The 23,104-nt window shown below is 35.9% G+C and carries 20 protein-coding genes; 10 read left to right on the top strand and 10 right to left on the bottom strand.

Annotated elements, in window-relative coordinates:
• The 7 genes from D6734_08650 to D6734_08620 all read right to left on the bottom strand — a co-directional run.
• Positions 1-1,069: VWA domain-containing protein (locus D6734_08650; GenBank protein RMF94091.1), on the bottom strand; the 1,069-nt coding region annotated here is incomplete at its 3' end.
• An 8-nt stretch (positions 1,070-1,077) separates the two neighbouring features.
• Positions 1,078-2,079, bottom strand: coding sequence for a VWA domain-containing protein (locus D6734_08645; protein ID RMF94090.1), 1,002 nt, complete (start codon positions 2,077-2,079; stop codon positions 1,078-1,080).
• The gene (locus D6734_08640; GenBank protein ID RMF94089.1) at positions 2,060-3,073 is read right to left on the bottom strand and encodes a hypothetical protein; all 1,014 of its coding nucleotides are present in this window, start codon (positions 3,071-3,073) and stop codon (positions 2,060-2,062) included. Before D6734_08640 ends, D6734_08645 begins: the two co-directional genes overlap by 20 nt.
• A gap of 20 nt (positions 3,074-3,093) precedes the next feature.
• On the bottom strand, positions 3,094-3,897 hold the full coding sequence (locus D6734_08635; protein RMF94088.1) for a DUF58 domain-containing protein: 804 nt from the start codon (positions 3,895-3,897) through the stop codon (positions 3,094-3,096).
• Positions 3,898-3,979: 82 nt separating this feature from the next.
• Positions 3,980-4,966: a MoxR family ATPase gene (locus D6734_08630; GenBank protein ID RMF94087.1), complete on the bottom strand. Its 987-nt coding sequence runs from the start codon at positions 4,964-4,966 to the stop codon at positions 3,980-3,982.
• 211 nt (positions 4,967-5,177) lie between these two features.
• Positions 5,178-6,800, bottom strand: a complete 1,623-nt coding sequence (gene groL, locus D6734_08625) for a chaperonin GroEL (GenBank protein RMF94086.1) — start codon at positions 6,798-6,800, stop codon at positions 5,178-5,180.
• A 35-nt stretch (positions 6,801-6,835) separates the two neighbouring features.
• Positions 6,836-7,126 carry a co-chaperone GroES gene (locus tag D6734_08620; GenBank protein ID RMF94085.1) on the bottom strand — a complete coding sequence of 97 codons (291 nt, stop codon included), beginning with the start codon at positions 7,124-7,126 and terminating at the stop codon, positions 6,836-6,838.
• A 370-nt stretch (positions 7,127-7,496) separates the two neighbouring features.
• On the opposite strand from D6734_08620, the gene tatB reads away from it, so the two are divergent.
• Genes tatB through D6734_08605 form a run of 3 tightly spaced genes read left to right on the top strand, consistent with a single transcriptional unit; the run spans position 7,497 to position 10,380 of the window.
• The gene (gene tatB / locus D6734_08615; GenBank protein ID RMF94084.1) at positions 7,497-7,781 is read left to right on the top strand and encodes a twin-arginine translocase subunit TatB; all 285 of its coding nucleotides are present in this window, start codon (positions 7,497-7,499) and stop codon (positions 7,779-7,781) included.
• Entirely contained in the window at positions 7,771-8,514 is a 744-nt protein-coding gene (gene tatC / locus D6734_08610; protein RMF94083.1) for a twin-arginine translocase subunit TatC, read from the top strand. The genes tatB and tatC overlap by 11 nt, the downstream gene beginning before the upstream one ends.
• A 15-nt stretch (positions 8,515-8,529) precedes the next feature.
• Complete coding sequence (locus tag D6734_08605; protein RMF94082.1) at positions 8,530-10,380, top strand: tetratricopeptide repeat protein; 1,851 nt, start codon at positions 8,530-8,532, stop codon at positions 10,378-10,380.
• A gap of 4 nt (positions 10,381-10,384) precedes the next feature.
• Here D6734_08605 and larC read toward each other — a convergent pair whose 3' ends face one another.
• The 3 genes from larC to D6734_08590 are packed head-to-tail and all read right to left on the bottom strand — an operon-like array spanning position 10,385 to position 14,692.
• Positions 10,385-11,587: a nickel pincer cofactor biosynthesis protein LarC gene (gene larC / locus D6734_08600; GenBank protein ID RMF94081.1), complete on the bottom strand. Its 1,203-nt coding sequence runs from the start codon at positions 11,585-11,587 to the stop codon at positions 10,385-10,387.
• 11 nt (positions 11,588-11,598) lie between these two features.
• Positions 11,599-12,918 (bottom strand): DUF1015 domain-containing protein, encoded by a 1,320-nt coding sequence (locus D6734_08595; GenBank protein ID RMF94080.1) that lies wholly within the window; start codon positions 12,916-12,918, stop codon positions 11,599-11,601.
• Complete coding sequence (locus D6734_08590; protein ID RMF94079.1) at positions 12,911-14,692, bottom strand: hypothetical protein; 1,782 nt, start codon at positions 14,690-14,692, stop codon at positions 12,911-12,913. The genes D6734_08595 and D6734_08590 overlap by 8 nt, the downstream gene beginning before the upstream one ends.
• Before the next feature lie 266 nt (positions 14,693-14,958).
• Here D6734_08590 and pyrR point away from each other — a divergent pair, with 266 nt between their 5' ends.
• The 7 genes from pyrR to D6734_08555 form a co-directional block, all read left to right on the top strand.
• Entirely contained in the window at positions 14,959-15,504 is a 546-nt protein-coding gene (gene pyrR / locus D6734_08585) for a bifunctional pyr operon transcriptional regulator/uracil phosphoribosyltransferase PyrR (protein ID RMF94078.1), read from the top strand.
• The gene (locus tag D6734_08580) at positions 15,501-16,451 is read left to right on the top strand and encodes an aspartate carbamoyltransferase catalytic subunit (protein ID RMF94077.1); all 951 of its coding nucleotides are present in this window, start codon (positions 15,501-15,503) and stop codon (positions 16,449-16,451) included. Before pyrR ends, D6734_08580 begins: the two co-directional genes overlap by 4 nt.
• Positions 16,435-17,739 (top strand): dihydroorotase, encoded by a 1,305-nt coding sequence (locus D6734_08575; protein ID RMF94076.1) that lies wholly within the window; start codon positions 16,435-16,437, stop codon positions 17,737-17,739. Before D6734_08580 ends, D6734_08575 begins: the two co-directional genes overlap by 17 nt.
• A complete protein-coding gene (locus tag D6734_08570) occupies positions 17,724-18,524 on the top strand; it encodes a dihydroorotate dehydrogenase electron transfer subunit (GenBank protein RMF94075.1) in 801 nt (266 codons plus the stop codon). The genes D6734_08575 and D6734_08570 overlap by 16 nt, the downstream gene beginning before the upstream one ends.
• On the top strand, positions 18,518-19,462 hold the full coding sequence (locus D6734_08565) for a dihydroorotate dehydrogenase (protein ID RMF94074.1): 945 nt from the start codon (positions 18,518-18,520) through the stop codon (positions 19,460-19,462). Before D6734_08570 ends, D6734_08565 begins: the two co-directional genes overlap by 7 nt.
• Positions 19,459-19,977, top strand: coding sequence for a signal peptidase II (lspA, locus tag D6734_08560; GenBank protein ID RMF94073.1), 519 nt, complete (start codon positions 19,459-19,461; stop codon positions 19,975-19,977). The genes D6734_08565 and lspA overlap by 4 nt, the downstream gene beginning before the upstream one ends.
• 113 nt (positions 19,978-20,090) lie before the next feature.
• Positions 20,091-23,104 (top strand): carbamoyl-phosphate synthase large subunit (locus tag D6734_08555; GenBank protein RMF94072.1); only part of this gene is annotated, 3,014 nt, incomplete at its 3' end.

Here is a 23,104-nt window from a genome sequence, read left to right as displayed (position 1 = left end):
TGTCAGCACAGTTTCCAAAAGAAGGGGTAAAAAATATCAACAAAAGGAATAGAAGAAAAATTTTGTTTTTATCTCTAAAAAAGAAATTTACTAAGCCATCAAAGAAAAATTCAATAAAAAGCAAAATTATTGCTGGCAATAAAAACCATCTATATCTTTCATTCCAAATTCTAACTTTTGATACAAAAAATTTGGTACCTATATCCTCTCCTCTAACCACTTCCGTATAAAATCTTTGCATATCAAAATTTTCATTAGAAGGGATTTCAACGACTCCTCCGGAAACATCTGCAATATCTTCAAGGATATTAATGTTTACTTTTGTAACTACGGCTTCGCCATTTTTATCTTTTTTAAACGTTCCTTTCTCAATGGGAATGAGTGCTCCCTTTTCACTTCCTATGGGAATTGAACAAATCTTTATTCCATACTTTGCCACATCACTAGCAACAGAAAGCGCATTTTGTGAATGGTCTTCTCCATCAGAAAAAATTATAAGGGTTTTGGAAGCTGTGCTTTCAAGGTCGAATGAATCTGCCGCCTTCATTATCATTTTATCGAAAGCTGTGCCCACAGAGGAAAGCATATTTATGTCTATATCGTTTACATAAGATCTCAAAGATGCATAATCAGTTGTCAAGGGACAAACCAAATAAGGATATCCGGCAAAAACTATCAATCCAACCCTATCACCTGAAACAACAGAAAGGAAATCGAGTATTTCCCTTTTTGCATATTCGAGACGATTGGGATAGACATCTTCTGCAAGCATACTTGTTGACATATCGAGAGCTAAGATGACATCAGAATTAATGTTGCCCCTATCAATCCACTTATAGCCAAGTTGGGGCCGGGCAAGGGCAAAAATAATAAAAACTATTACTAATAGTGAAACAACTATTCTCAAACGCAAAAGAGGAAATGTATTTTTTGGTATCAACCTTTCATATAAATCTCCATAAAATAATTTTAATTTTTTTCTTACATCCTTATAAGCATAGATAAAAAAAACAATAATAAGTGGTAAAATCAATAAAATCCAAAAATATTTGACGCTAAAAAATCTCATATCCTTCCCTATGGTATTTCTTTAAATAAAGTATTCATCAAAATAATTTCCACTAAAAAAAGAACAAGTGCACATAGAAGAAAATAGTGATATATTTCTCTTCCATTGAAGTATTTCTTCACTTTAATATCAACCTTTTCTATGGAATTAATCTCTTTAAAAACATCAGAAAGCATAGCAGTTTTCTTTGCATTAAAGTAAACGGCATTGGTAATTCCGGAAATTTTTTTTAGTGTATCTTCATCAAGATCGACTTCGCGAAAAACGAGAGTTTTCCCTCCTAAGTCATCTATTAAAAAAGGAGCTTTCCCCTTGCCTCCAACACCTATTGTATAAACTCTAATACCGAATAGCGAAGCAATCTCGGCGGCCATTAGAGGCGTTGTCCTTCCCGAGTTGTTTCTTCCATCCGTTAAAAGGATTATAACTTTTGACTGACTCTGAGAATCTTTCAGTTTTTTTACGGCAAGAGCAATTGCCGTTCCAATAGAAGTTGCATCACCTGCAATACCAACTTTCAGTTTTTCAAGATAATAGAGAAGCATTCCATAATCAATCGTCAATGGACATTGCGTAAAAGCTTCTTCTCCAAAAACAACCATTCCAATTCTGTCACCATTCCTTTCTTCAACAAAATCACGGACAACCCTTTTTACTGCCTCAAGCCGGGTAACTTTGCTTCCACCTATGCTAAAATCCATTGCATTCATGCTTCTGGATGTATCAATAGCAAGAATAATATCAATGCCCTTTGTAGTTGTTTCCTTTACATATCTTCCAATTTGAGGACCAGAAGCAGATATAATCAAAAAAATCAGCACCAGAGACCTCAAAATAAATTTCATATTTTTTGGGATGAAATAAGGATTGACTTCTTTTTCCTTTAAAATCTCAACTGAAGGAACTGTTATTCTTGGTTTCTTATCCCAAAGTCTTCCAAACCAATACATTATTGGGATAAGCAGTAAAAGTAAGAAAAAAAGTGGCGTTTCAAATCTCAGCTGTAACACCTATATCCTCCGGACTCATTTGTTTTGTTTCATCTATAAATTCAAGAAACTCCCTTTCTATATCTTTAATCCATTCACTCTTAAGATTCATCGATGCAAATTTCATCAATTCAATTACAGAAATTATATGATAGGCTTTCTTCAAGTGATTGGTATCGATTTTTTCAAGTTTCTTGAGTTTTCCCATAAGCTCGTAAGAAGTCATCTGCACAGTTTCCATTTCCCACCTTTCGACTATATAATTTTTCAAAATCGACGAAAGTTCAAAGCAAAATTCTTTTGCTGAAATATTCTTTTCTTCCAAATCTTTTTTAATTCTATTAAATTCACTCAAAGCTATTTTATGGGCATAAACAATTTCTTCTTCAGCTAAATTAAATTCCTCTTTTTTAAATGGCTTGAAATAGAAGATAAGAAGAAAAAGTGATAGAATCATAAATAATGAAATAACTGCTGCTCCAAGATAATTAGTGCTTACCTTGGGTTTATATGGCGGCTTAATTCCCCGAATGCTTTCAGTGGGAATAAATCCCCCTTCCTTATTTGTTATTTCAATATATAGTTGTCCTGTATCCAACACATTAAATTTGCCTCCTAATTCATAACTAATCGTAAATGAAGGAATTATATAGATGCCTTCGGCATTAGCTTTTAAATCATACCACTTTGTCGTTCTTTCAATTCCCTCCAGAGTAATTTTATTAAATTCCCCTACATCAATAATCTCCATCCCTTTCATTTCGTAGATTTTATCTGTCACATCCAAATTGACCTCTTCAGGATGCCAAACATTTAAATAGAGTCTGACTCTTTCACCCACATATGCCCTGGTCTTGGTGAGATAGCTTTCTGCATAAATCTTTGATTTCTCAATTTTAGGCGATTTACTGACGGGAAACTCTACCTTTTTTTTACATGAACATATTGGCGATAAAATAATGGCTATGAGAAAGAAAAGAATAATTTCCTTTTTTTTTAGAAAATAAGATTCCATGAGATAATTAGTTAAGCCTTTTACCTCTTTTTTTCCTTACTTTTGAAATAATTTAAAACAGGGTAGATATATGGTTTGTCAGTCCATACTTCAATGCAGTCAATATTATTCTTGGAAAAAAGTGTTAGTTTTTCTCTATATAATTTTTCAGCTTTGTTCTTCATATAATCACGAAATTCCCTATCTCTTGTATTAACAACAACCGTTTCCCCCGTCTCGGCATCTTCAAAATAAGCAAAATCTATATTTGGTATCTCAAATTCCCTTCTATCTCTTACAGAAACTGCAACTATTTCATGTTTTTTGCTCGAAAGTTTTAACTCTTTCTCAAAATCTTCACACATAAAATCTGAAATCAAAAAGCAAATTGTCCTTCTCTTCAAAGCTCTATTTAAAAAATTCAAAGCAGAACCCATATCTGTACCGCTGTTTTTCGGCTCCAAACTTAAAACCTCCCTGACAATTCTCCAAACATTCACCGGACCCTTTTTTGGAGGAATAAAAAGCTCCACTTCATTTGTAAATATCATCAATCCAATTCTATCGTTGCTTCTAATTGCAAGATATGCAAAAAGAGCTGCTATCTCGGCGGCAATTTCTCTCTTCAATTGAATTCCACTTCCAAAGCTTCCTGATGCTGAAAGGTCTACTGCAAGCAATAGATTGAGCTCTCTCTCTTCTTGAAACTCTTTAATATGTATGTTTCCCACTCGAGCTGATACATTCCAGTCAATCAGTCGTATATCATCCCCCGGCACATACTCTCTCACTTGCGTAAACTCTATTCCTTTTCCGTGAAAGGCAGATTTGTAATGTCCAAACATTATAGAGTTTACAGACTTCTTTACTTTGAAATGGATGCGATTGATTTTTTTTAATGTATTACTGTCAATCAAAATTTTTTCCCTATGGAACAGGAATCTGCTTTAAAATTCTCTCAATTATATCATCGCTTGTAATCTCTTCCGCTTCCGCTTCATAAGACAAAATAATTCTATGCCTTAAAACATCAAAACAAACAGCTTTTACATCATCAGGGACAACATATCCACGACCTTCAAGAAAGGCATTTGCTCTCGCACAACTCATTAAATAAATAGATGCACGAGGTGAAGCACCATACATTATGAAATCTTTTACATTTATTCCAAAAGAAGCAGGATTGCGAGTTGCAAACACAATATTCAAAATGTAATCATAAATTTTTTCATCTACATAAACCTTTTCAACTAATTTTTTTAGTTCCTCGATTTCATTGTGTCCTGCAACTTTTTTAGGCACATATGTCCTTATCTTCCCAATTTCTTTAACAATTCTCTTTTCCTCCTCCTGCGAAGGATAAGAAATTTTAAGTTTCATAATAAATCTGTCGACTTGTGCCTCAGGTAAAGGATAAGTGCCTTCTTGTTCGATTGGATTTTGTGTTGCAAGGACGATAAAAGGATTTTCAAGTTTGAAGGATTCGTCTCCAATTGTAACTTGATTCTCCTGCATTGCCTCAAGCAAAGCACTTTGGACTTTTGCAGGCGCTCTATTAATTTCATCAGCCAAAAGAATGTTTGTAAAAATAGGTCCTTTCCTAACTGTAAAATTGCCATCCTTCTGATGATATATCTGTGTCCCTATTAAATCAGCAGGCAAAAGGTCGGGCGTAAATTGTATTCTCTGAAAAGTAAAATCAAGACATTGAGCAAAAACTTTGACCATAGTTGTTTTGGCCAAACCCGGCACTCCCTCAATGAGTATATGGCCTTCACAAAGAAGAGCAATGAGCGTCCTATCAACCATATACTTCTGGCCTATTACAGCATTCCCAATTTCTTCTTTAATCGCTGAAACGATACCTTGTTTGTCTTCAACTGCTTTATTGATTTCTGATACATCTATATCCATTTTTATTCCCCTGATATTTTAATCCTTTCTTTCAAAAAAGTAGTGATGTAAGTAAATAATAACAAAATTTCAAAATTTATGACAACGATTATAAAAGAATATAGTTATAGATATGAATTTAATGGTAAATGGAATCATCTGAAAACCAAGAATAAAAAAAGGCGGAAGGGAGCAACCTTCCGCCTTTGACTTTTTTGCAAAAATCTTAGGATTAATACATCCCGCCGCCAGGTGGCATCATTGGAGTCTCTTTCTTCTCCTCTGGTTTTTCAGTAACAAGTGCCTCCGTCGTGAGAAGCAGTGCCGCTATACTTGCTGCATTCTGCAAAGCTGTCCTCGTTACCTTTGTCGGGTCAATAATTCCTGCTTTCATTAGGTCTTCATAACTATCTGTTTGGGCATTATATCCAAAGGAACCTTTCTTTTCTTTCACTTTCTGTACAACTATCGAACCTTCAACGCCTGCATTATCAGCAATCTTACGAATTGGCTCTTCAATTGCCCTCTTGATTATATCAACACCTATCTGCTCATCACCTTCTGCTTCAATTTTCTCTAAAGCATCAATACATCTTAGCAATGCTACTCCACCGCCTGGGATTATTCCCTCTTCTACTGCCGCTCGTGTTGCATGAAGAGCATCTTCAACTCTCGCCTTCTTTTCTTTCATTTCAGTCTCAGTTGCAGCTCCAACATTAATTACAGCAACACCGCCAACGAGCTTTGCAAGTCTCTCTTGAAGTTTTTCTCTGTCATAATCAGAGGTTGACTCCTCAATCTGAGCTTTTATCTGCTTTACTCTACCCTGAATCTTTGATGCTTCACCTTTGCCTTCGATTATTGTAGTATTTTCTTTGTCCACTACAACTTTCTTTGCCGTTCCAAGATCATCAATTCCAACATTTTCAAGCTTCAAACCCAGGTCTTCAGCAATGAGCTGACCATCAGTCAAAATGGCTATATCCTCGAGCATTGCCTTTCTTCTATCTCCAAAGCCTGGTGCTTTGACAGCACAACACTGAAGCGTTCCTCTCAATTTGTTGACAACAAGAGTTGCAAGTGCTTCACCTTCTACCTCCTCCGCAATAATAAGGAACTGTCTTCCAGTTTTAGCTATTTTCTCCAAGAGAGGAAGAAGGTCTTTCATATTGCTTATCTTCTTTTCATGGATAAGAATCAATGGATCTTCAAGGACACATTCCATTCTCTCTGCATCAGTCACAAAGTATGGTGACAGATAACCCCTATCAAACTGCATTCCTTCTACTACTTCAAGTGATGTCTCCATACTTTTTGCTTCTTCTACTGTGATAACACCGTCTTTTCCCACTTTATCCATAGCTTCGGCAATTAGATTGCCTATTGTTTCGTCATTATTTGCTGAAATTGTGCCAACCTGAGCAATTTCAGTTTTATCTTTGGTGGGTTTGCTCTGTTTCTGTAGTTCCTTGACAACAACATCAACAGCTTTTTCTATTCCCCGCTTTAAAGCCATCGGATTTGCGCCTGCTGTAACATTCTTCATCCCTTCCCTAAATATTGAGGATGCAAGCACTGTAGCAGTTGTTGTTCCGTCGCCTGCATTGTCGCTCGTTTTGCTTGCGACTTCCTTCACCATCTGTGCACCCATATTCTCAAACTTGTCTTCAAGCTCAATCTCTTTGGCAACTGTAACACCATCCTTTGTAATATTCGGAGAACCGAAACTTTTATCAAGAACGACATTGCGTCCCTTTGGTCCAAGTGTTACTGCTACGGCATTTGAAAGGATAGAAACGCCTTTTAGTACTTTTGCTCTTGCTTCTTCACCAAAAACTATTTCCTTTGCAGCCATTTATTTTCACCTCCTGTTAGAGTTTTCCTAATTTACTATTTTTCTATTATTCCGAGCACATCGTCTTCTCTCATTATGATGTACTCTTCGCCTTCAATCTTTATATCATTTCCTGCATACTTGCTGAAAAGTACTCTGTCTCCCTTTTTTACATCCAATGGCACCACCTTGCCATCTTCCAACAATTTACCATTCCCGACAGCCACAACTTCCCCTTCCTGCGGTTTTTCTTTTGCTGTATCGGGAATGATAATTCCTCCTTTTGTTTTTTCCTCCTCTTCAATTCGTTTAACAATGATTCTGTCATGCAATGGACGAATGTTCATACCTTCCCTCCTTTCTAAAAGTTAACATTTCAATTTGATTAAAATTGGATAAACTTTTTATCAATGAATTTTGAATATTGTTAGCACTCTCTTTAAGTGAGTGCTAATAATATAAATATTTCATCCAAAAATTCAACTAAAAAATTGACTAAAAATAGAATATTAATTCCGATTAAAGGAAAATATTTGCGAAATTCTATTTTTTCTCTTTTTTTATTTAGTTTTTTCTAATACTTTTTCATCATGCACTGTAATTTTTGTCTTTATTTCGAAGAGAAGTTTTTTAAAGATTCAAAAAAGATTAAAAATCAGTTATAGTTAATGAAATTAAGTTTTTAAATTGTCCGAAAGTATTGGAGATAAATCAATAATGTTTGGCGGCATTGGTTTTTCAGAGATATTAGTAATACTTGTAATTGCCCTAATTGTGATAGGACCTAAAAGACTGCCAGAAGTAGCTAAAACCCTTGGCAAAGGACTTGCTGAATTTAAAAGAGCAATGGAAGACATAAAAAATACTGTCGATGAAGAAATAAAGGAAGAGACAGGCTTCATAAAGGACGAGATCGAGGATATGAAAGAGCTTACTGACATTTCGGAAACCAATATTGATTCAAAAAACAAAGAAGGCAAAGAAGAAAAGGATGGAAAGTAGAAAAGAAGAGCTCTCCTCTGATAAGGAAATGACATTTCTTCAGCATTTGGAAGAGCTGAGAAGTCGTTTAATTCATATAATAATTTATCTTATTTTAGGTTTTATTGGTTCTTATGCTTTCTCGAAAAGTCTTTTTAAAGCCGTAATACGACCTTTGAGCTCTGTACTTAGCCCAGAACAAAAGTTGGTATTCACTAGTCCTGCTCAACCTTTTATAGTTTATATAAAGATTAGCGCCATAATGGGAGCATTTTTTGCTTTTCCTTTGATATTTTACGAAATTTGGAAGTTTGTAGCACCGGGGCTTTATAGGAAAGAAAAGATTTATGGAATAGTTTTTTTTGTTTCATCTTGTATTTTCTTCATTGGTGGTGCATCTTTCGCTTACTTTCTGCTGCTGCCATATTGCTTTAAATTTCTTCTCAGCTACGGTGGAGACTTCCTCCCGATGCTAACTATCAAGGAAGCTTTATCAACTGTTGCAATGCTTCTTTTTGCTTTTGGACTTGCTTTTGAACTGCCTGTATTTGTATTTATTATAGCCAAAATAGGATTAATCTCCATTGAAACCTTAAAAAAGGGCAGACCCTATGTAATACTCATCCTCTTTGCCGCATCAGCAATAATTACTCCCCCGGATGTAGTATCACAAATTGCACTTGCAATACCGATGTATATTCTTTATGAATTTAGTATATTATTAGTTAGGTTGCTTGTGAAAAAAAATGATTAAAAAGGGTTAGTATTGATGAAAAAATGTAAATTCTTTATTTGTCTTATTCTCATTTCAACTATATCTTTTTCCTGTGCAACAAGTAAAAAAATGGATAAGTTAAAATCCGTTGAGACTTTCTCTTTGAGCAAAGATGCGGTGAATAATTTCATCCTTTCTGAAATCTTCGACAATGAAGGTGATTACAATAAAGCTATCGATATTTTAAAAAAAACAATTTCTGAAGACCCGTTATCTCCCTATCTCCACTCCAAACTTGCTTACCTTTATATCGAAACAGGAAATCTGCAAAAAGCACGAGAAGAAGCAGACAAAGCATTTTTGAAAAGCACCAAATCTGTTGATGTGCTTTATAATATTGGAGAAGTCTATTCGCGACTTAACCTGATGTCCAAAGCAGAAGAAGTTTATAAAAGAATTATTGAAATTGCACCTGAAGAGATAAGGGCTTATATGATTCTCAGCTTAATTTACAATAGCACCAACCAGCAGGAAAAAACTGAAAATATTTACAGAGAGCTTATCAAAACAAAACCTTCATTGGGGTACTATTATCTGGGAATTGTACAAGCTGAAGAAAAAAAATATAAAGAAGCCATCGAATCATTCAAAAAATCTATTGAAATCAATCCTTATTTCGAATCAGCTTTCTATAACCTCGTCAACACCTATTCAATCCTAAATGCAGGCAAAGAATCTGAAAGTTTTTATCAGGAGCTTTTAAAAATAAATCCTGAAAGTCTTGCTGTAAAGAAATCTTTAGCGCTCTTTTATATGAAGAAAGAAAATTACGATAAAGCCTTAGAATTGTTTCTTCAACTTGAATATAAACTGCCCGAAGATTCAGCTATTCAAACTAATTTGGGTATGATTTACCTCAATAAAAAAGACTTCGAGAAAGCGGCTAAACATTTTAAAAATTCCCTTTATCTAAATCCTTTTGATAGTATGACAAGAATAAATTTAATTACAGCCCTTGAAGCAATGGGAAAATATGAAGAGGCGCTCACCGAGGTAAAGAAAATTCTCGAATCAAATCCTAAATTCATTATTGCCCTTCTTCATGAAAGTTTGATTTATGGTGAATTAGGCAAATATGAGCTTGCAATAAAATCAGTTGAAAAAGCATTAGAAACAGATCCTTCAAACCCCAAAATCCTTTTTTATCTTGGACGAGCTCAGTATGATGCTAAAAAATATAAAGAAGCAATAGAAAGCTTTAAAACTGTCATTAAATCCGATCCAAAAAATGCAGAATACCATTTCTACCTTGCAACTGCATATGACAAACTCAAAGACTTTGACAACACCGTAAAGGAATTGAGAGAAGCGATTAAATTAGATGAAAAATTTGCTTCAGCTTATAATTATTTAGGATACCTCTTTGCCGATAAAGGAATTTATCTCGATGAAGCTATGTCACTGATTAAAAAAGCTCTAGAAATAGAACCCGACAATGGATATTTCCTCGACAGTCTCGGGTGGGTATATTTTCAGAAAGGAGAAATCGAAAAAGCATACAGTTTGATAGTAAAAGCAATAGGAAAGGCTCCTGACGACCCTGTTATACTCGAACATCTCGGAGATATATATTACAAAAAGGGGAATATAAACGAAGCTATCAACCAGTGGCGTAAATCTCTTGAAATAGACGAGAATAATTCAAAGGTTAAGGATAAAATCAGAGAAGCAAAATCAAAAATTAAAAGATATATTGTAAAGAAAGGAGATACGCTTTCATCGATTGCTGCAAAGCCGGAAATCTTCAATGACGCTAGAAAATGGAAAAAACTTTATGATTTTAACAGAAAAACTATAAAAGACCCTAATGTACTGCCCGTTGGCACCGAGCTTTTAATACCATAATTTTTTAAAATTTTTTATTTCTTGCGGCAAATTCAGCTTCTTTGAATACTTTATAAAAAGGAATACCCTTTTTTTCAGCAAGCTTTTTAACACTCTCATATTCTGGAGATATCTTGATAACCTTCTTGTCCATTATTCCTACCTTTGCAGAAATCTCTCCATACTTGGTTTTAATTTTTATCATTTCTCTCTTTAAAGCCATTCTGCCAGCTTCAAAATACCTGACACCAAATGTTGTTGTTTCCCTTAAAAGAAGCTCTGAAATAGTATTCAATCTTTCTTTCTTGCATAAAACAGAAACCTTTATTGCAGGACGGCTTTTCTTCATTGTAATAGAAGAAAACCATACATCAAGAGCCCCTTTTTCAAAAAGTTTATCCATTAAATATTCGAAAGACTGAGGTTCTTGGTCATCTATATTTGTTTCTACAATATATACCTGCTCTTTCCTATCCGGTTTTAATTCTTCCTTTTCTTCTTCAATAAGCAATGTCCTCAAAACATTTGCCCTATTTTCCAAATCCTTACAACCTGCGCCATAACCGACAGCTTTAATTTTCCCCTCTGGCACAGAGTCAAAGGCACTGCACAATATCTTCAAAATCGCTGCTCCTGTTGGAGTTGTCAATTCTCCATAATTTCCACTGCTATAAACAGGCATTCCTTTCAATATTTCAGCAGTGGCAGGGGCAGGCACAGGATATAAACCATGTGAAATCTTTACAGTCCCACCTCCTAAATTCACCGGAGAAGAAATAACTTTGTCTGCTTTAAGCAACCTTATTCCAACTACAGCTGTCGTTATATCCACAAGTGTATCAACAGCACCTATTTCATGGAAATGTACTTCATCGATTTTTTTCCTGTGAATTTTGGCTTCTGCTTTTGCAATTGTTCTAAAGATTTCAATGCATTTTGAAGCGGTTTCTGAAGAAAGAGATGACCTTTCATAAATTTTTTCTATATCTTTAATCGTACGGAATTTTTTAATCCCCTTTCTCGGCTTAACAGAAAAAGATAAAGATGATATGCCACATTTCATAACCCTTTTTATAGATATGGATATCTCTCCGGGCATAAGAGATTCTATGGTATTTCTTATGGTTTTTCTGTCTGCACCGAGGTCTATCAGAGAAGCACAGACCATGTCTCCGCTTACTCCTGAAAAACAATCAAAATAAAGCGTCCTCTTTATACTTTTCTGCATTACCTCTTGTGTCAGCTCCTAAAAAGATTGAATACTAAACCTGTCAGAAGTTTAGGATAGAAGAAAGTTGATTTTTGAGGCATTCTCAATCCTTTTTCCGCAACTTTTGTTACGGCTTCCACAGGTGTAGCATTAAGCAGGAAAGCCGCCTGATAATCTCCTTCTTTGAGCATTCTTAGTGAGCGATTCCAGTCCTTTATGTAGGTAACATTCTTTTGATCTCTCAAACTCTCTTCATCAATGCCAAGAAAATTTTCTAAGATTACTTTATGCAAAATGGTAACATCGAGAGATTTAAGTTCTTCTGGAAAAGATGAATCAAAATAATTTTCAATAATCTCATTATCCTTTACAGAAATAATATAATTATTGCCGCTATCCTTGAATACAACAGCAAAAGAAGTTCTTTTTTCTCCCTTTTTTTTGAGCATATCAGAAAGGTCATTTTCCCATCCTTCACCTTCAACTCTCTCTACCTCAAAAGCCTCAGATATCCTCTTTAAAAATGTCTCTTCTTTAAACTCCTCAACACTATGAATAAGACGATGAATAGGAAGCACTGCCAACCCTTCATTATAAGTGTTTACAAACATCATCATCACAAAATTATATGGCTCATTACCAGTGTAATTAGTATCCTTTTCTCTCATTTCTTTCATATAATTTACAGCCGTTTCATATCTATGATGGCCATCAGCTATAAAAAGCTTCTTTTCAGACATTTCATTTCTTATTTTTTCCACCGTATCGATATGACTAATCTGCCATAAGCGGTTTCTAATCCTGTTATTGTCATAAAAATCGAAAATCGGAGCTTGTCTCTTCTCCTGTTGAAGTAGTGAATCCACTTTTCTTTCTTTGTCCGGAAACAATGAAAAAATTTGGCACAAATTTCCCTGACAAGATCTCATCAATTTAAGACGGTCTTCTTTGGGCTTTGATAGTGTATTTTCATGTGGGAAGATGTTACCCTTACCCGGCTCCTCAATAGAAGCCAAAGCAATAAATCCACTTCTGTTCATTATTCTGCCGTCAGGTAATGTAAATTCCTGTTCATAAATATAAATAGAATCCTCCTTATGTCTCTTAATGATTCCTCTATCAAGCCAATCCTCTAAAAATCGAGCAGCCCTTGTATATCTATTATCTGAATCATTATCGTCATCAAATATTTTCCCTAACACAAGGCGCACAACATTGTGTTCATCGAGCTCATATAATCTTTCCTGCTCCTCTTGACTTATCACATCATATGGAGGGGCAACCACATTTTCGATTTTGACCTTTTTCGAATCATAAACAAATCCTTTGAATGCTCTGATATCAACCATTTTTTTCTATCTCCGCTTTAATCTCCCTAAATTTTCCTCCAAAAATTTCAATAAAAAATGGAGTCTTTTCTACTCTTCCTTTTTCATAAATTGACATTTTTCCTGTAATCCCTTCATAATCTCTTATCTGCGAAATTCTCTTTCTTAATTCAGATCTTCTTTTCATTCTTTTCTTCAACTCCTTAACAATCATCATATATGTATCATAGCTGTTGGCGGCATAGACATTAGGTATAGAATCATACATCTCTTTATAGCGAGAGACAAATTCATTCCTTTCTTCATTATCCTTTGACCAAAGGGAAAAAGAATCTGTAAAAACAGCGCCCTCTATTTCTCCCTTTTCCAAAACAATTTCAAGAAGTCTTTCCGGATTGCCGTAAGGATCAAATCTACCTGAATCCCATCCACTGCTTCCATAAAGCTGAAATCCTTCCATATCATTATATGGCAGTTGAGGGATTATAAATCCAGCCTTATCATAATCGCAGGGCAAATATATAGTATCAAAAATACCACCTGCCTCAAGGTATGAGTAAAGTTTTCGCACATATTCTGTAAAATCATTTGTTTCTGGAGGATAAGTAATTTCGATTTTCACTTTTGCCCCCAATTCTTCTACTTTTTTCTTAAAAACAGCTGCAAGCTTCCTTCCGTAATAATCGTCTCCATGCATTATTGCAATTTCTACAGCTTCACCATCTTTGATTGCAAATTCTGCCATAGCCTCTGCCTCAGTTTCCGGAAGAAGACAGGTGCGAAAAACAAAATTCGAGAGTCCTTCAATATAATCAGCATCAGCTGTAGGAGAAACAAGCGGCAGCTGATATTTATCCGCCAGAGGGGCGCATTTCTTGACACAAGCGCTTCTTACAGGGCCAATTACAGCAATTACATTTTCATTGCTTCCAAATTCTTCAAAAGCTCTTGCCGCTTTTTCAGGGTCCCCGGCTGAATCCTTAAATACTAAATCCACCTGTTGAAAGCCAATTCTTTCAGAACGAATTATTTGTGCTGTTATAATTCCCTCTTTCACAGAATTGCCTATTTCAGACAAGGCGCCTGATAGGGGAAGAATACAACCTATTATCAATTTGCCTTCTCTTTGTTTTTTTTCAATAAAAGAAATGAGTTCATTTCTTCTACTGCTGTCAGGAAATGTTCTTTCATATCTTTCCAACGACCTTCTGCTTCCATTGATATCACCAGCCAACGCTTTCTGCTTGATTAAATTATAAAGGGCTTCTTCAGCCGGAAACTTTTTCCCATAACGACCTGCAAGCCAACTCAATTCTTCTTCATTGAGTTTTTCTGATATTATCTTTAGAGCCTTTTTCTTTATCTTCTCCTTTTGTGATTTTCTCCTATATAAATCTATGGATTTGAGATATAAACCAACGGCTTTCAAATATTCATCCTTTAAAAGTGAAATATCTCCAAGAATCTCGTATTTTCCGCCAATCAGCTCTTTCGAAATTCCTTTTTCAGGTATCTTAGATACCAATGCTGATGTTTTTTTAGCATCATTCCTTTCAAGATATTTTTTGGCAATCTCGAGGCGTAGATTGTAAGATTTTTCATCATAAGGAAAGCGCTTTTCATACTTTAAGAGATAGGCCTCCGCCTGCTCGAGATTCCCCTTCCTCAAAAATTCCAGACTATGCTCGTAATCTGATTTCTCCCTTACCGGAATTATCTTACATCCACTAATTAATGTGAAAACACACAATAAGGGAACAAAAATTTCTACAATTTTGAGTTTATTTTTCATCATTCGATTTTATAAACAGTTTCACTTAAAATAAGCCGTCTTTAATACTTCACATAACTGTTAGATGTCAATAAATAAAGGATAAACGCTTCAACTATTCATATGAAATTCATCTTTTAAATACTCCTTTATTCAAGTTTCATAAATACAAAATCACTTCTATCAGATAAAAGAAAATTACTTGCCTTTTAAAAAAACAGTATGATAGTTTATTGAAAATTTTAACTAAACTTTCTCTGTATTTCCCTAATAGATTTTGGTTCAAAAAGATGATTGCAAAAGATATAGAAATACTGGACGCCCAAGGCCTGAAAAGAACAATTACAAGAATAACCCATCAAATATTGGAAAGCAGTAAAGGCGCAAAGGAGCTTGCAATAATAGGACTTCAAACGCGTGGTGTTTTTATTGCTAAAAGAATAGCAAAATTAATCAAAAAAATTGAAAAGATAGATATTCCGGTAGGAACGATGGATGTTTCTTTCTATCGAGATGATATAGGGCTTAAAAGTCCAAATCTTAAAATAAAAAGCACTGAAATTGATTTTCCCCTTGAAGGCAAAACAATCGTCCTTGTCGATGATGTCCTCTATACAGGACGGACCGTCCGCTCTGCCCTAGATGCAATAATGGATCTTGGACGGCCTGCTTGTGTGCGCCTTGCTGTCCTCATAGATAGAGGTAACAGAGAACTTCCTATCGAAGCAAATTTTATAGGAAGTTTTGTGCCAACGACAAAAGATGAAAGCATACAGGTGCAGTTAAAAGAAATTGACAAAAAAGATAGAGTTCTACTCTGCAGGCATGAAAAATGAGTGAAAACTTAGTTAAAAGGAAACATTTTCTCGGTATTAAAGATCTTTCGAAAGACGAAATTGAAACTATCCTGAAAACCGCCGAAGCACTCAAGGAAGTTTCAAAGAGAGATATTAAAAAAGTTCCTGCTCTGCGCGGAAGAACAATAATCAACTTATTCTACGAACCAAGTACAAGGACAAGAACATCCTTTGAACTTGCTGCAAAAAGATTGAGCGCAGATTACCTTAGCATTTCGGTTGCCACGAGCAGTGTCCTTAAAGGTGAAACTCTCAAAGATACAGCAAAAAATCTTCAGGCAATGAATCCTGATATAATTATTATCAGACACCCCCATTCAGGGGCTCCACAAATGCTTGCAGAATGTATAAGCGCATCAGTTATAAATGCAGGTGATGGATGGCATGAACATCCTTCACAAGCTCTGCTTGACCTATTTACAATAAAAGAGAAAAAGGGCAAAATCAAAGGATTGAAAGTCGCTATAGTTGGAGACATTACACATAGCAGAGTAGCACGCTCCGATATTTATGCTTTGACAAAAATGGGCGCAGAAGTCACTATCTCAGGCCCTCCTACCTTTATTCCTGTTGAAGCTGAAAAATTAGGCGTAGAGGTGACTTTTGATTTTGAAAAAGTAATCAAAGAGTCAGATGTTATCATTATGCTCAGAATTCAGCTTGAAAGAATAAAGGAAAACCTTTTTCCCTCACATAGAGAATATGCAAAATTCTTTGGACTTGATATGAAAAAATTAAAAAAAGCAAGGAAGGATATACTCATAATGCATCCCGGACCCATCAATAGGGGAATTGAACTTGCGCCAGAGGTGGCTGATTCCTCCTATTCAGTTATATTAGACCAAGTAACCAATGGCATTGCCGTTAGAATGGCAATGCTTTATCTGCTCTTGGGAGGTAAAGAAGAAAGTGGCATTGCTGATTAAAAATGGAAGAGTTATCGATCCATCACAGGATATCGACAAAGAAATGGATATTCTATTGTCTGGCGGAAAAATAGAGAAAATCGCCTCCAATATTTCAACAAAAAAATCCAATAAAAAGGTTCAAATAATTGACGCAAAGGGGTTGATTGTTACACCCGGACTTATTGATATTCATACGCATATGCGTGAACCGGGAAGAGAAGACGAAGAAACAATTGAAACTGCCTCACAAGCAGCAGCGTGGGGAGGATATACATCCATTGTGGCAATGCCCAATACTGACCCTGTCAATGACAACCGCTCAACAACAGCATTCATTTTGAAGAAAGGGAAGGATTGTGGACTTGTTAATGTCTATGCAACAGGTTCAATTACAAAAGGTATGAAGGGAGAACAGCTAAGTGACATAGGCGAAATGGCTGAAGCAGGCGTGATAGGATTCACTGAAGACGGCAAATCTGTTATGGATTCAGGACTTATGAGAAGAGCAATGGAATATATCAAGATGTTCGACTTGCCTGTAATGTCACATTGCGAAGATATGACTCTATCACGCGAGGGCGTGATGCACGAAGGATTTATCTCCACTGAACTTGGATTGGCAGGCATTCCTCGTGAAGCAGAGGAAATAATGGTTACAAGAGATATATTCCTTGCACATATGACAGGTGCAAGACTTCACATCACACATATCAGCTCTGCAGGTTCAATTGAAATAATCCGTCAAGCAAAAAAAAAGGGAATCAAAGTTACAGCCGATGCAACACCACATCATTTTACACTCTCCGACGACATGCTCAGAACTTATAACACCAATCTAAAAATGAAACCTCCTTTGATGGAAAAAAAGGACATAAAAGCGATTATAAAAGGTTTCTCTGATGGGGCAATAGATGCTATCGCAACAGATCATGCCCCTCATCACTTTGCAGAAAAGGATGTAGAATTCAATATAGCTCCCTTCGGTATAATAGGCTTGCAAACTGCACTTCCTTTAGCCTTACGACTTTATCATTCAAAAAAGCTCACATTAGACCAAATAGTAAAACTTATGTCTTGTAATCCTGCAAAAATTCTCAATTTGAACAACAAGGGAAGCCTTGCAGTTGGATGCGATGCTGACATAACTATGATTGATCCGGACTATGAGTTTACTTTTGAAAAAGAGGATATAAAATCACTAAGTCAAAACTCTCCATTCATTGGATGGAAATTCAAAGGGAAAGCAATAGCTACAATAGTAGCAGGTAAAATTGTATATAACGACTCCAAATGTTCAATAAAATAATCTCCAACAAAAAAATTTCTACTGACATCTACATTCTCTCGCTCGAATACAGAAGAAATCAAAAGGCACCTCAACCGGGGCAATTTTTTATGATCGCCATACCAGACCATCCCGAATTGGTTTTAAGAAGGCCCTTTAGTGTATGTGATTATGATGGGAAAAAAATGGACATTTGCTATAAAATTGTAGGTAAAGGAACATCTGCTTTATCGGTTTTAAAAAAAGGAACTCACATTGACATACTTGGACCTTTTGGAAATGAATTTAAATTGCCTGAAAATAAAAAGAACATAATCCTCATAGCAGGAGGTATAGGAGCAGCGCCATTTTTATTTTTGTCAAAACAAATTAGAAAGAAATACTTCGGCAATAAAGGGACCATTACCTTACTTTATGGAGGCAAATCCTCTTCTGACCTTCCATTAAAAAAGAGCTTTGGCAAGATTATAGACAAAATTATCGTCTCGACTGAAGATGGGAGTGAAGGCTATAAGGGATTTATCACAGAAATCTTAATCAAAGAAATAAACAAACTGAAAGAGGAAGAGAAAACTGATACAATTATTTTTGCAAGCGGCCCTCAAGCAATGCTAAAAGAAGTGGACAAAATTGTTTTAAAGAATGACATAAACTGCCAGTTGACAGCAGAATCAGTTATGGGATGTGGTTATGGAGTTTGTCTTGGATGTATTTTGGAAAAGAAAGATGCGGATAAAGAGGCAAAAAAACATACATTGGTTTGCACTGATGGTCCCGTTTTCAATAGTGGTGAAATAAAGTGGTAGCTGCGAAAAAGAGTAAAAAATTAGTTGATAAATGCCTTCAAATAAAACTGGCTGGCATAAGATTTAAAAATCCTGTTATTCTTGCATCAGGGACTTGTGGTTATGGGAAAAAATTGTCTGAATTCATAGACCTCAATACAGTAGGTGGAATAACAACCAAAGGATTATCATTAAAACCACGCAATGGAAATCCGCCGCCAAGAATCTATGAAACTTCTTCAGGAGTGTTAAACTCCATTGGGCTTGAAAATGTCGGAACCGAAAAATTTATAAAAGACTATCTGCCTTTTCTTAAAAAATTCAATACAAAGATAATTGCAAATATTTTTGGCAATTCTATAGATGAATACAAAGAAGTGGCAAAGCTTTTGTCAGCAGAAGATGGAATTTCAGCAATTGAAATAAATGCATCCTGCCCCAATGTCAAAAAGGGCGGGATGGAATTTGGTAAAACACCAAAGGGTGCAGGTAAACTGGTAGAAAAAGTAAAATCCGTTTCGAAAGTCCCTGTTATTATGAAGCTTTCTCCAAATGTTTCAAATATTGAAGAAATTGCAAAAGCATCTGAAGATTCTGGAGCAGATGCTCTGTCACTGATTAATACATTGGTTGGAATGGCAATAGACACAAAAACACGAAAACCTCGTCTTTCTACTACAACAGGTGGACTCTCTGGTCCTGCAATAAAACCTGTTGCTCTTGCAATGGTCTGGAAAGTTAAAAATGCTGTTTCCTTGCCAATCATAGGTATGGGTGGGATAATGAATAGCAATGATGTAATCGAGTTTATGATTGCAGGCGCTTCAGCAATAGCTTTAGGTACAGCAGTAATGGTCAATCCTTACTCTGTAATTGAAATAATAAATGGCTTAAAAAGTTACTGCAAAGAGAACAAAATTGTTTCAATCAAGGAAATAATAGGATCCCTGCAAATATGAAGTTTTCCGCACGCTTCTTAGAATTGATTATTGTTACAGCTGTATTGCTCATTGACCAAATTACGAAATTGATAATTCAGCAAACTATGCTTCCTTCTCAAAGCATCGAAGTAATAAAAGGTTTTTTCAATATAACATTTGTCTTGAATAAAGGTGCTGCTTTTGGAATTTTCTCCACACTCTCAGCATCGATTAGAAAACCTTTTTTTGCAATCATCAGCATAATTGCTTTAGCACTCATTATATATTTAATTGCAACTTCTGATGAAAAAAATAAATTTCAGAGAGCTTCATTTGGAATGATTTTAGCAGGTGCATTAGGCAATTTCATTGATAGAATATTTTTGGGTGAAGTAAGGGATTTTCTTGATTTTTACTGGAACTCTTATCATTGGCCTGCATTCAATATTGCAGACACGGCAATTTGCATTGGCACAGGGATATTAATAGTGAATATATTTTTCGCAAAAGGCCCTATTGAAAATGAAACTAATAATGAAAATACCGCATCTTAGATACGAAAGGATAATTTTTTTTTAAAAAATTACTTGAATAAAAAAGATTTTTTCTGCAAATGCACTAATTCAAGAAGAAAAAAAAGAGACAATTTATAATTGGAGCAGTTGTTTTGCCTAAAAGAAAAGATATCAAGAAAATCCTGATTATCGGCTCAGGTCCCATTGTAATAGGACAAGCATGTGAATTCGATTATTCTGGGACACAGGCATGCAAAGCACTTAGGGAAGAAGGATTCCAAACTGTATTGGTAAACAGTAATCCTGCAACTATTATGACTGATCCTGAAATGGCTGATGCTACCTATGTGGAGCCTCTTGATGTCAATATTCTTGAAAAAATAATTAAAAAAGAAAGACCTGATGCCCTTCTTCCAACAATAGGAGGCCAAACAGGATTAAACCTTTCAGTTGAACTTCACAAGGAAGGAATTCTCAAAAAATATGGCGTTGAAATGATAGGCGCCAAGATAGAAGCAATTGAAAAAGCAGAAGATAGAGACCTTTTTAAGAAAGCAATGCAGAATATTGATCTCGACATTCCCCCAAGCGGCTATGCCACTAATGAAAATGAGGCTTATGAAATTATAAAGGATATTGGGTTTCCTGCTATAATACGCCCATCTTTCACTTTAGGCGGCACAGGTGGCAACATTGCCTATAATATGGAAGAATTTAAGGAATATGTGAATTGGGGCCTTGCGGCAAGTCCATTCAGCCAAATACTTATTGAAAAATCTCTCATCGGATGGAAAGAATTTGAATTAGAAGTTATGAGGGATTCAAAAGACAATGTAGTTATTATATGTACGATTGAAAATTTCGACCCTATGGGAATTCACACAGGAGACAGCATAACTGTTGCCCCTGCCCAAACATTAACAGATAAAGAATATCAAATTCTACGTAATGCTTCCATTAAGATAATCCGCGAAATTGGAGTTGACACAGGAGGTTCAAACATTCAATTTGCAATCAACCCCGAGAATGGGAAAATGTTTGTAATCGAGATGAATCCAAGGGTTTCAAGATCTTCGGCTCTTGCGTCGAAGGCAACAGGATTTCCGATAGCAAAGATTGCAGCAAAATTAGCCACAGGATTGACTCTGGATGAAATTCCAAATGATATAACGAAAAAAACTCCGGCATCCTTTGAACCTACAATTGACTACTGCGTTGTAAAGATGCCTCGCTTTACATTTGAAAAATTTCCTAAATCCGACCAAACGCTTACTACTCAGATGAAATCAGTCGGTGAGGTAATGACTATAGGGCGCAATTTTAAGGAATCACTTCAAAAAGCGCTTCGCTCCCTTGAAATAGGAATAAAAACAATCGAAATATATGATGAGGCAAAAGAATTCACAGATGATTTTATAAAAGAAAAGGTGAAAATACCAAGCTGGCAAAGAGTGTGGTTTTTAGCAGAAGGTTTAAGAAGAAACATTTCAATCGATGAGCTTTACAAACTTTCAGGCATAGACCCATGGTTTTTAAACAATATCAAGGAAATCGTAGATTATGAAAGTTATCTTTTGGAAAAACTTCCTCAGCTAAAAGAAAAAAGTAAAGCTATCCTGAAGGCAAATAATTATGATCAAAAGAACGCTGATGAACTTTTAAAGATTCTGAGGAAAGCGAAGGAGCTTGGTTTTTCTGATGATTTTTTAGGAAGACAGATTGGCTTAAATGAATTTGATTTTAGGCAGTTGAGAAAAAAACTTTCCATCGAAGCTGTTTTCAAGATGGTGGATACCTGCGCCGCAGAATTCGAAGCATACACGCCTTATCTATATTCCACATATGAAATAGAATGCGAGGCAAATCCCTCAAATCGTAAAAAAATCGTTATTCTTGGCGGAGGACCGAATAGAATAGGTCAAGGTATTGAATTCGACTACTGTTGTGTCCATGCCGCAATGGCTCTTAAAGAAGACGGTTATGAAACAATAATGGTCAATTGCAACCCCGAAACTGTCAGCACGGACTATGATACTTCTGACAGACTTTATTTCGAACCGCTCACCTATGAAGAAGTTATGAATATTGTTGAAAAGGAAAACCCTGAAGGCGTGATTGTGCAATTTGGAGGGCAAACTCCGTTGAAGCTTTCTGGAATGCTGGAAAAAAGTGGAGTAAAGATATTAGGCACTTCACCTGAAAGCATAGACCTTGCAGAAGATAGGGAAAAATTTAAAGAGGTAATAGAAGAGCTTCAACTTCTTCAGCCGCCAAATGGCACAGCAACCTCCCTTGAATCAGCAATAAAAGAAGCTGAATCAATTGGATATCCTGTGCTGCTGCGTCCTTCATATGTTTTAGGCGGCAGAGCTATGGAAATAGTTTATGACAGGGAAGGGCTTGAAAGATATATGAAGTTCGCACTTCGCGTTTCACCTGAACATCCAATACTTATAGACAAATTCTTGGAAGATGCCATAGAAATAGATGTAGATGCAGTCTGCGACGGCAAGGTTTGTATAATTGCAGGAGTAATGGAACATATTGAGGAAGCGGGGATACATTCAGGTGACAGTGCCTGCTCTCTTCCCCCATACTCCCTGAAAGAAGAAATCGTCGAAGAAATAAAGAAGCAAACGAAAGCAATTGCTTTTAAACTTAATGTTAGAGGACTTATCAATATTCAGTTTGCAGTCAAAAACGACAAAATCTATCTGCTTGAAGTAAATCCCAGAGCATCGAGGACAATTCCCTTTGTAAGCAAATCGGTAGGCATTCCTTTTGCAAAGATAGCTGCGCGTGTTATGGCAGGTAAAACTCTTTCTGAGGTTGGACTCACTCAAGAAGTCAAAATAAAACACATTGCAGTAAAGGAAGCAGTATTCCCCTTTATCAAATTTCCCGGTGTCGATACAATCCTTGGGCCTGAAATGAAATCCACAGGTGAAGTAATGGGAATTGACTTCGATTTTGGCAGAGCTTTTTATAAATCGCAGATTGCCGCAGGCACTAACCTGCCAATAAAGGGGACAGTTTTCATCAGTGTAAAAGACAGTGATAAGGAATGTGCTGTCGTGCTTGCAAAAAAACTTGAATCTTTGGGCTTCAGCATCATTGCAACAAGAGGCACATACAATGCACTCATTTCAAACAATATAAAGGCATC

This window comes from Candidatus Schekmanbacteria bacterium, assembly GCA_003695725.1.
Taxonomy (GTDB): domain Bacteria; phylum Schekmanbacteria; class GWA2-38-11; order GWA2-38-11; family J061; genus J061.
The sequence above is the reverse complement of the archived record's forward strand: the minus strand, read 5'-3'. Positions and strand labels throughout refer to the sequence as shown.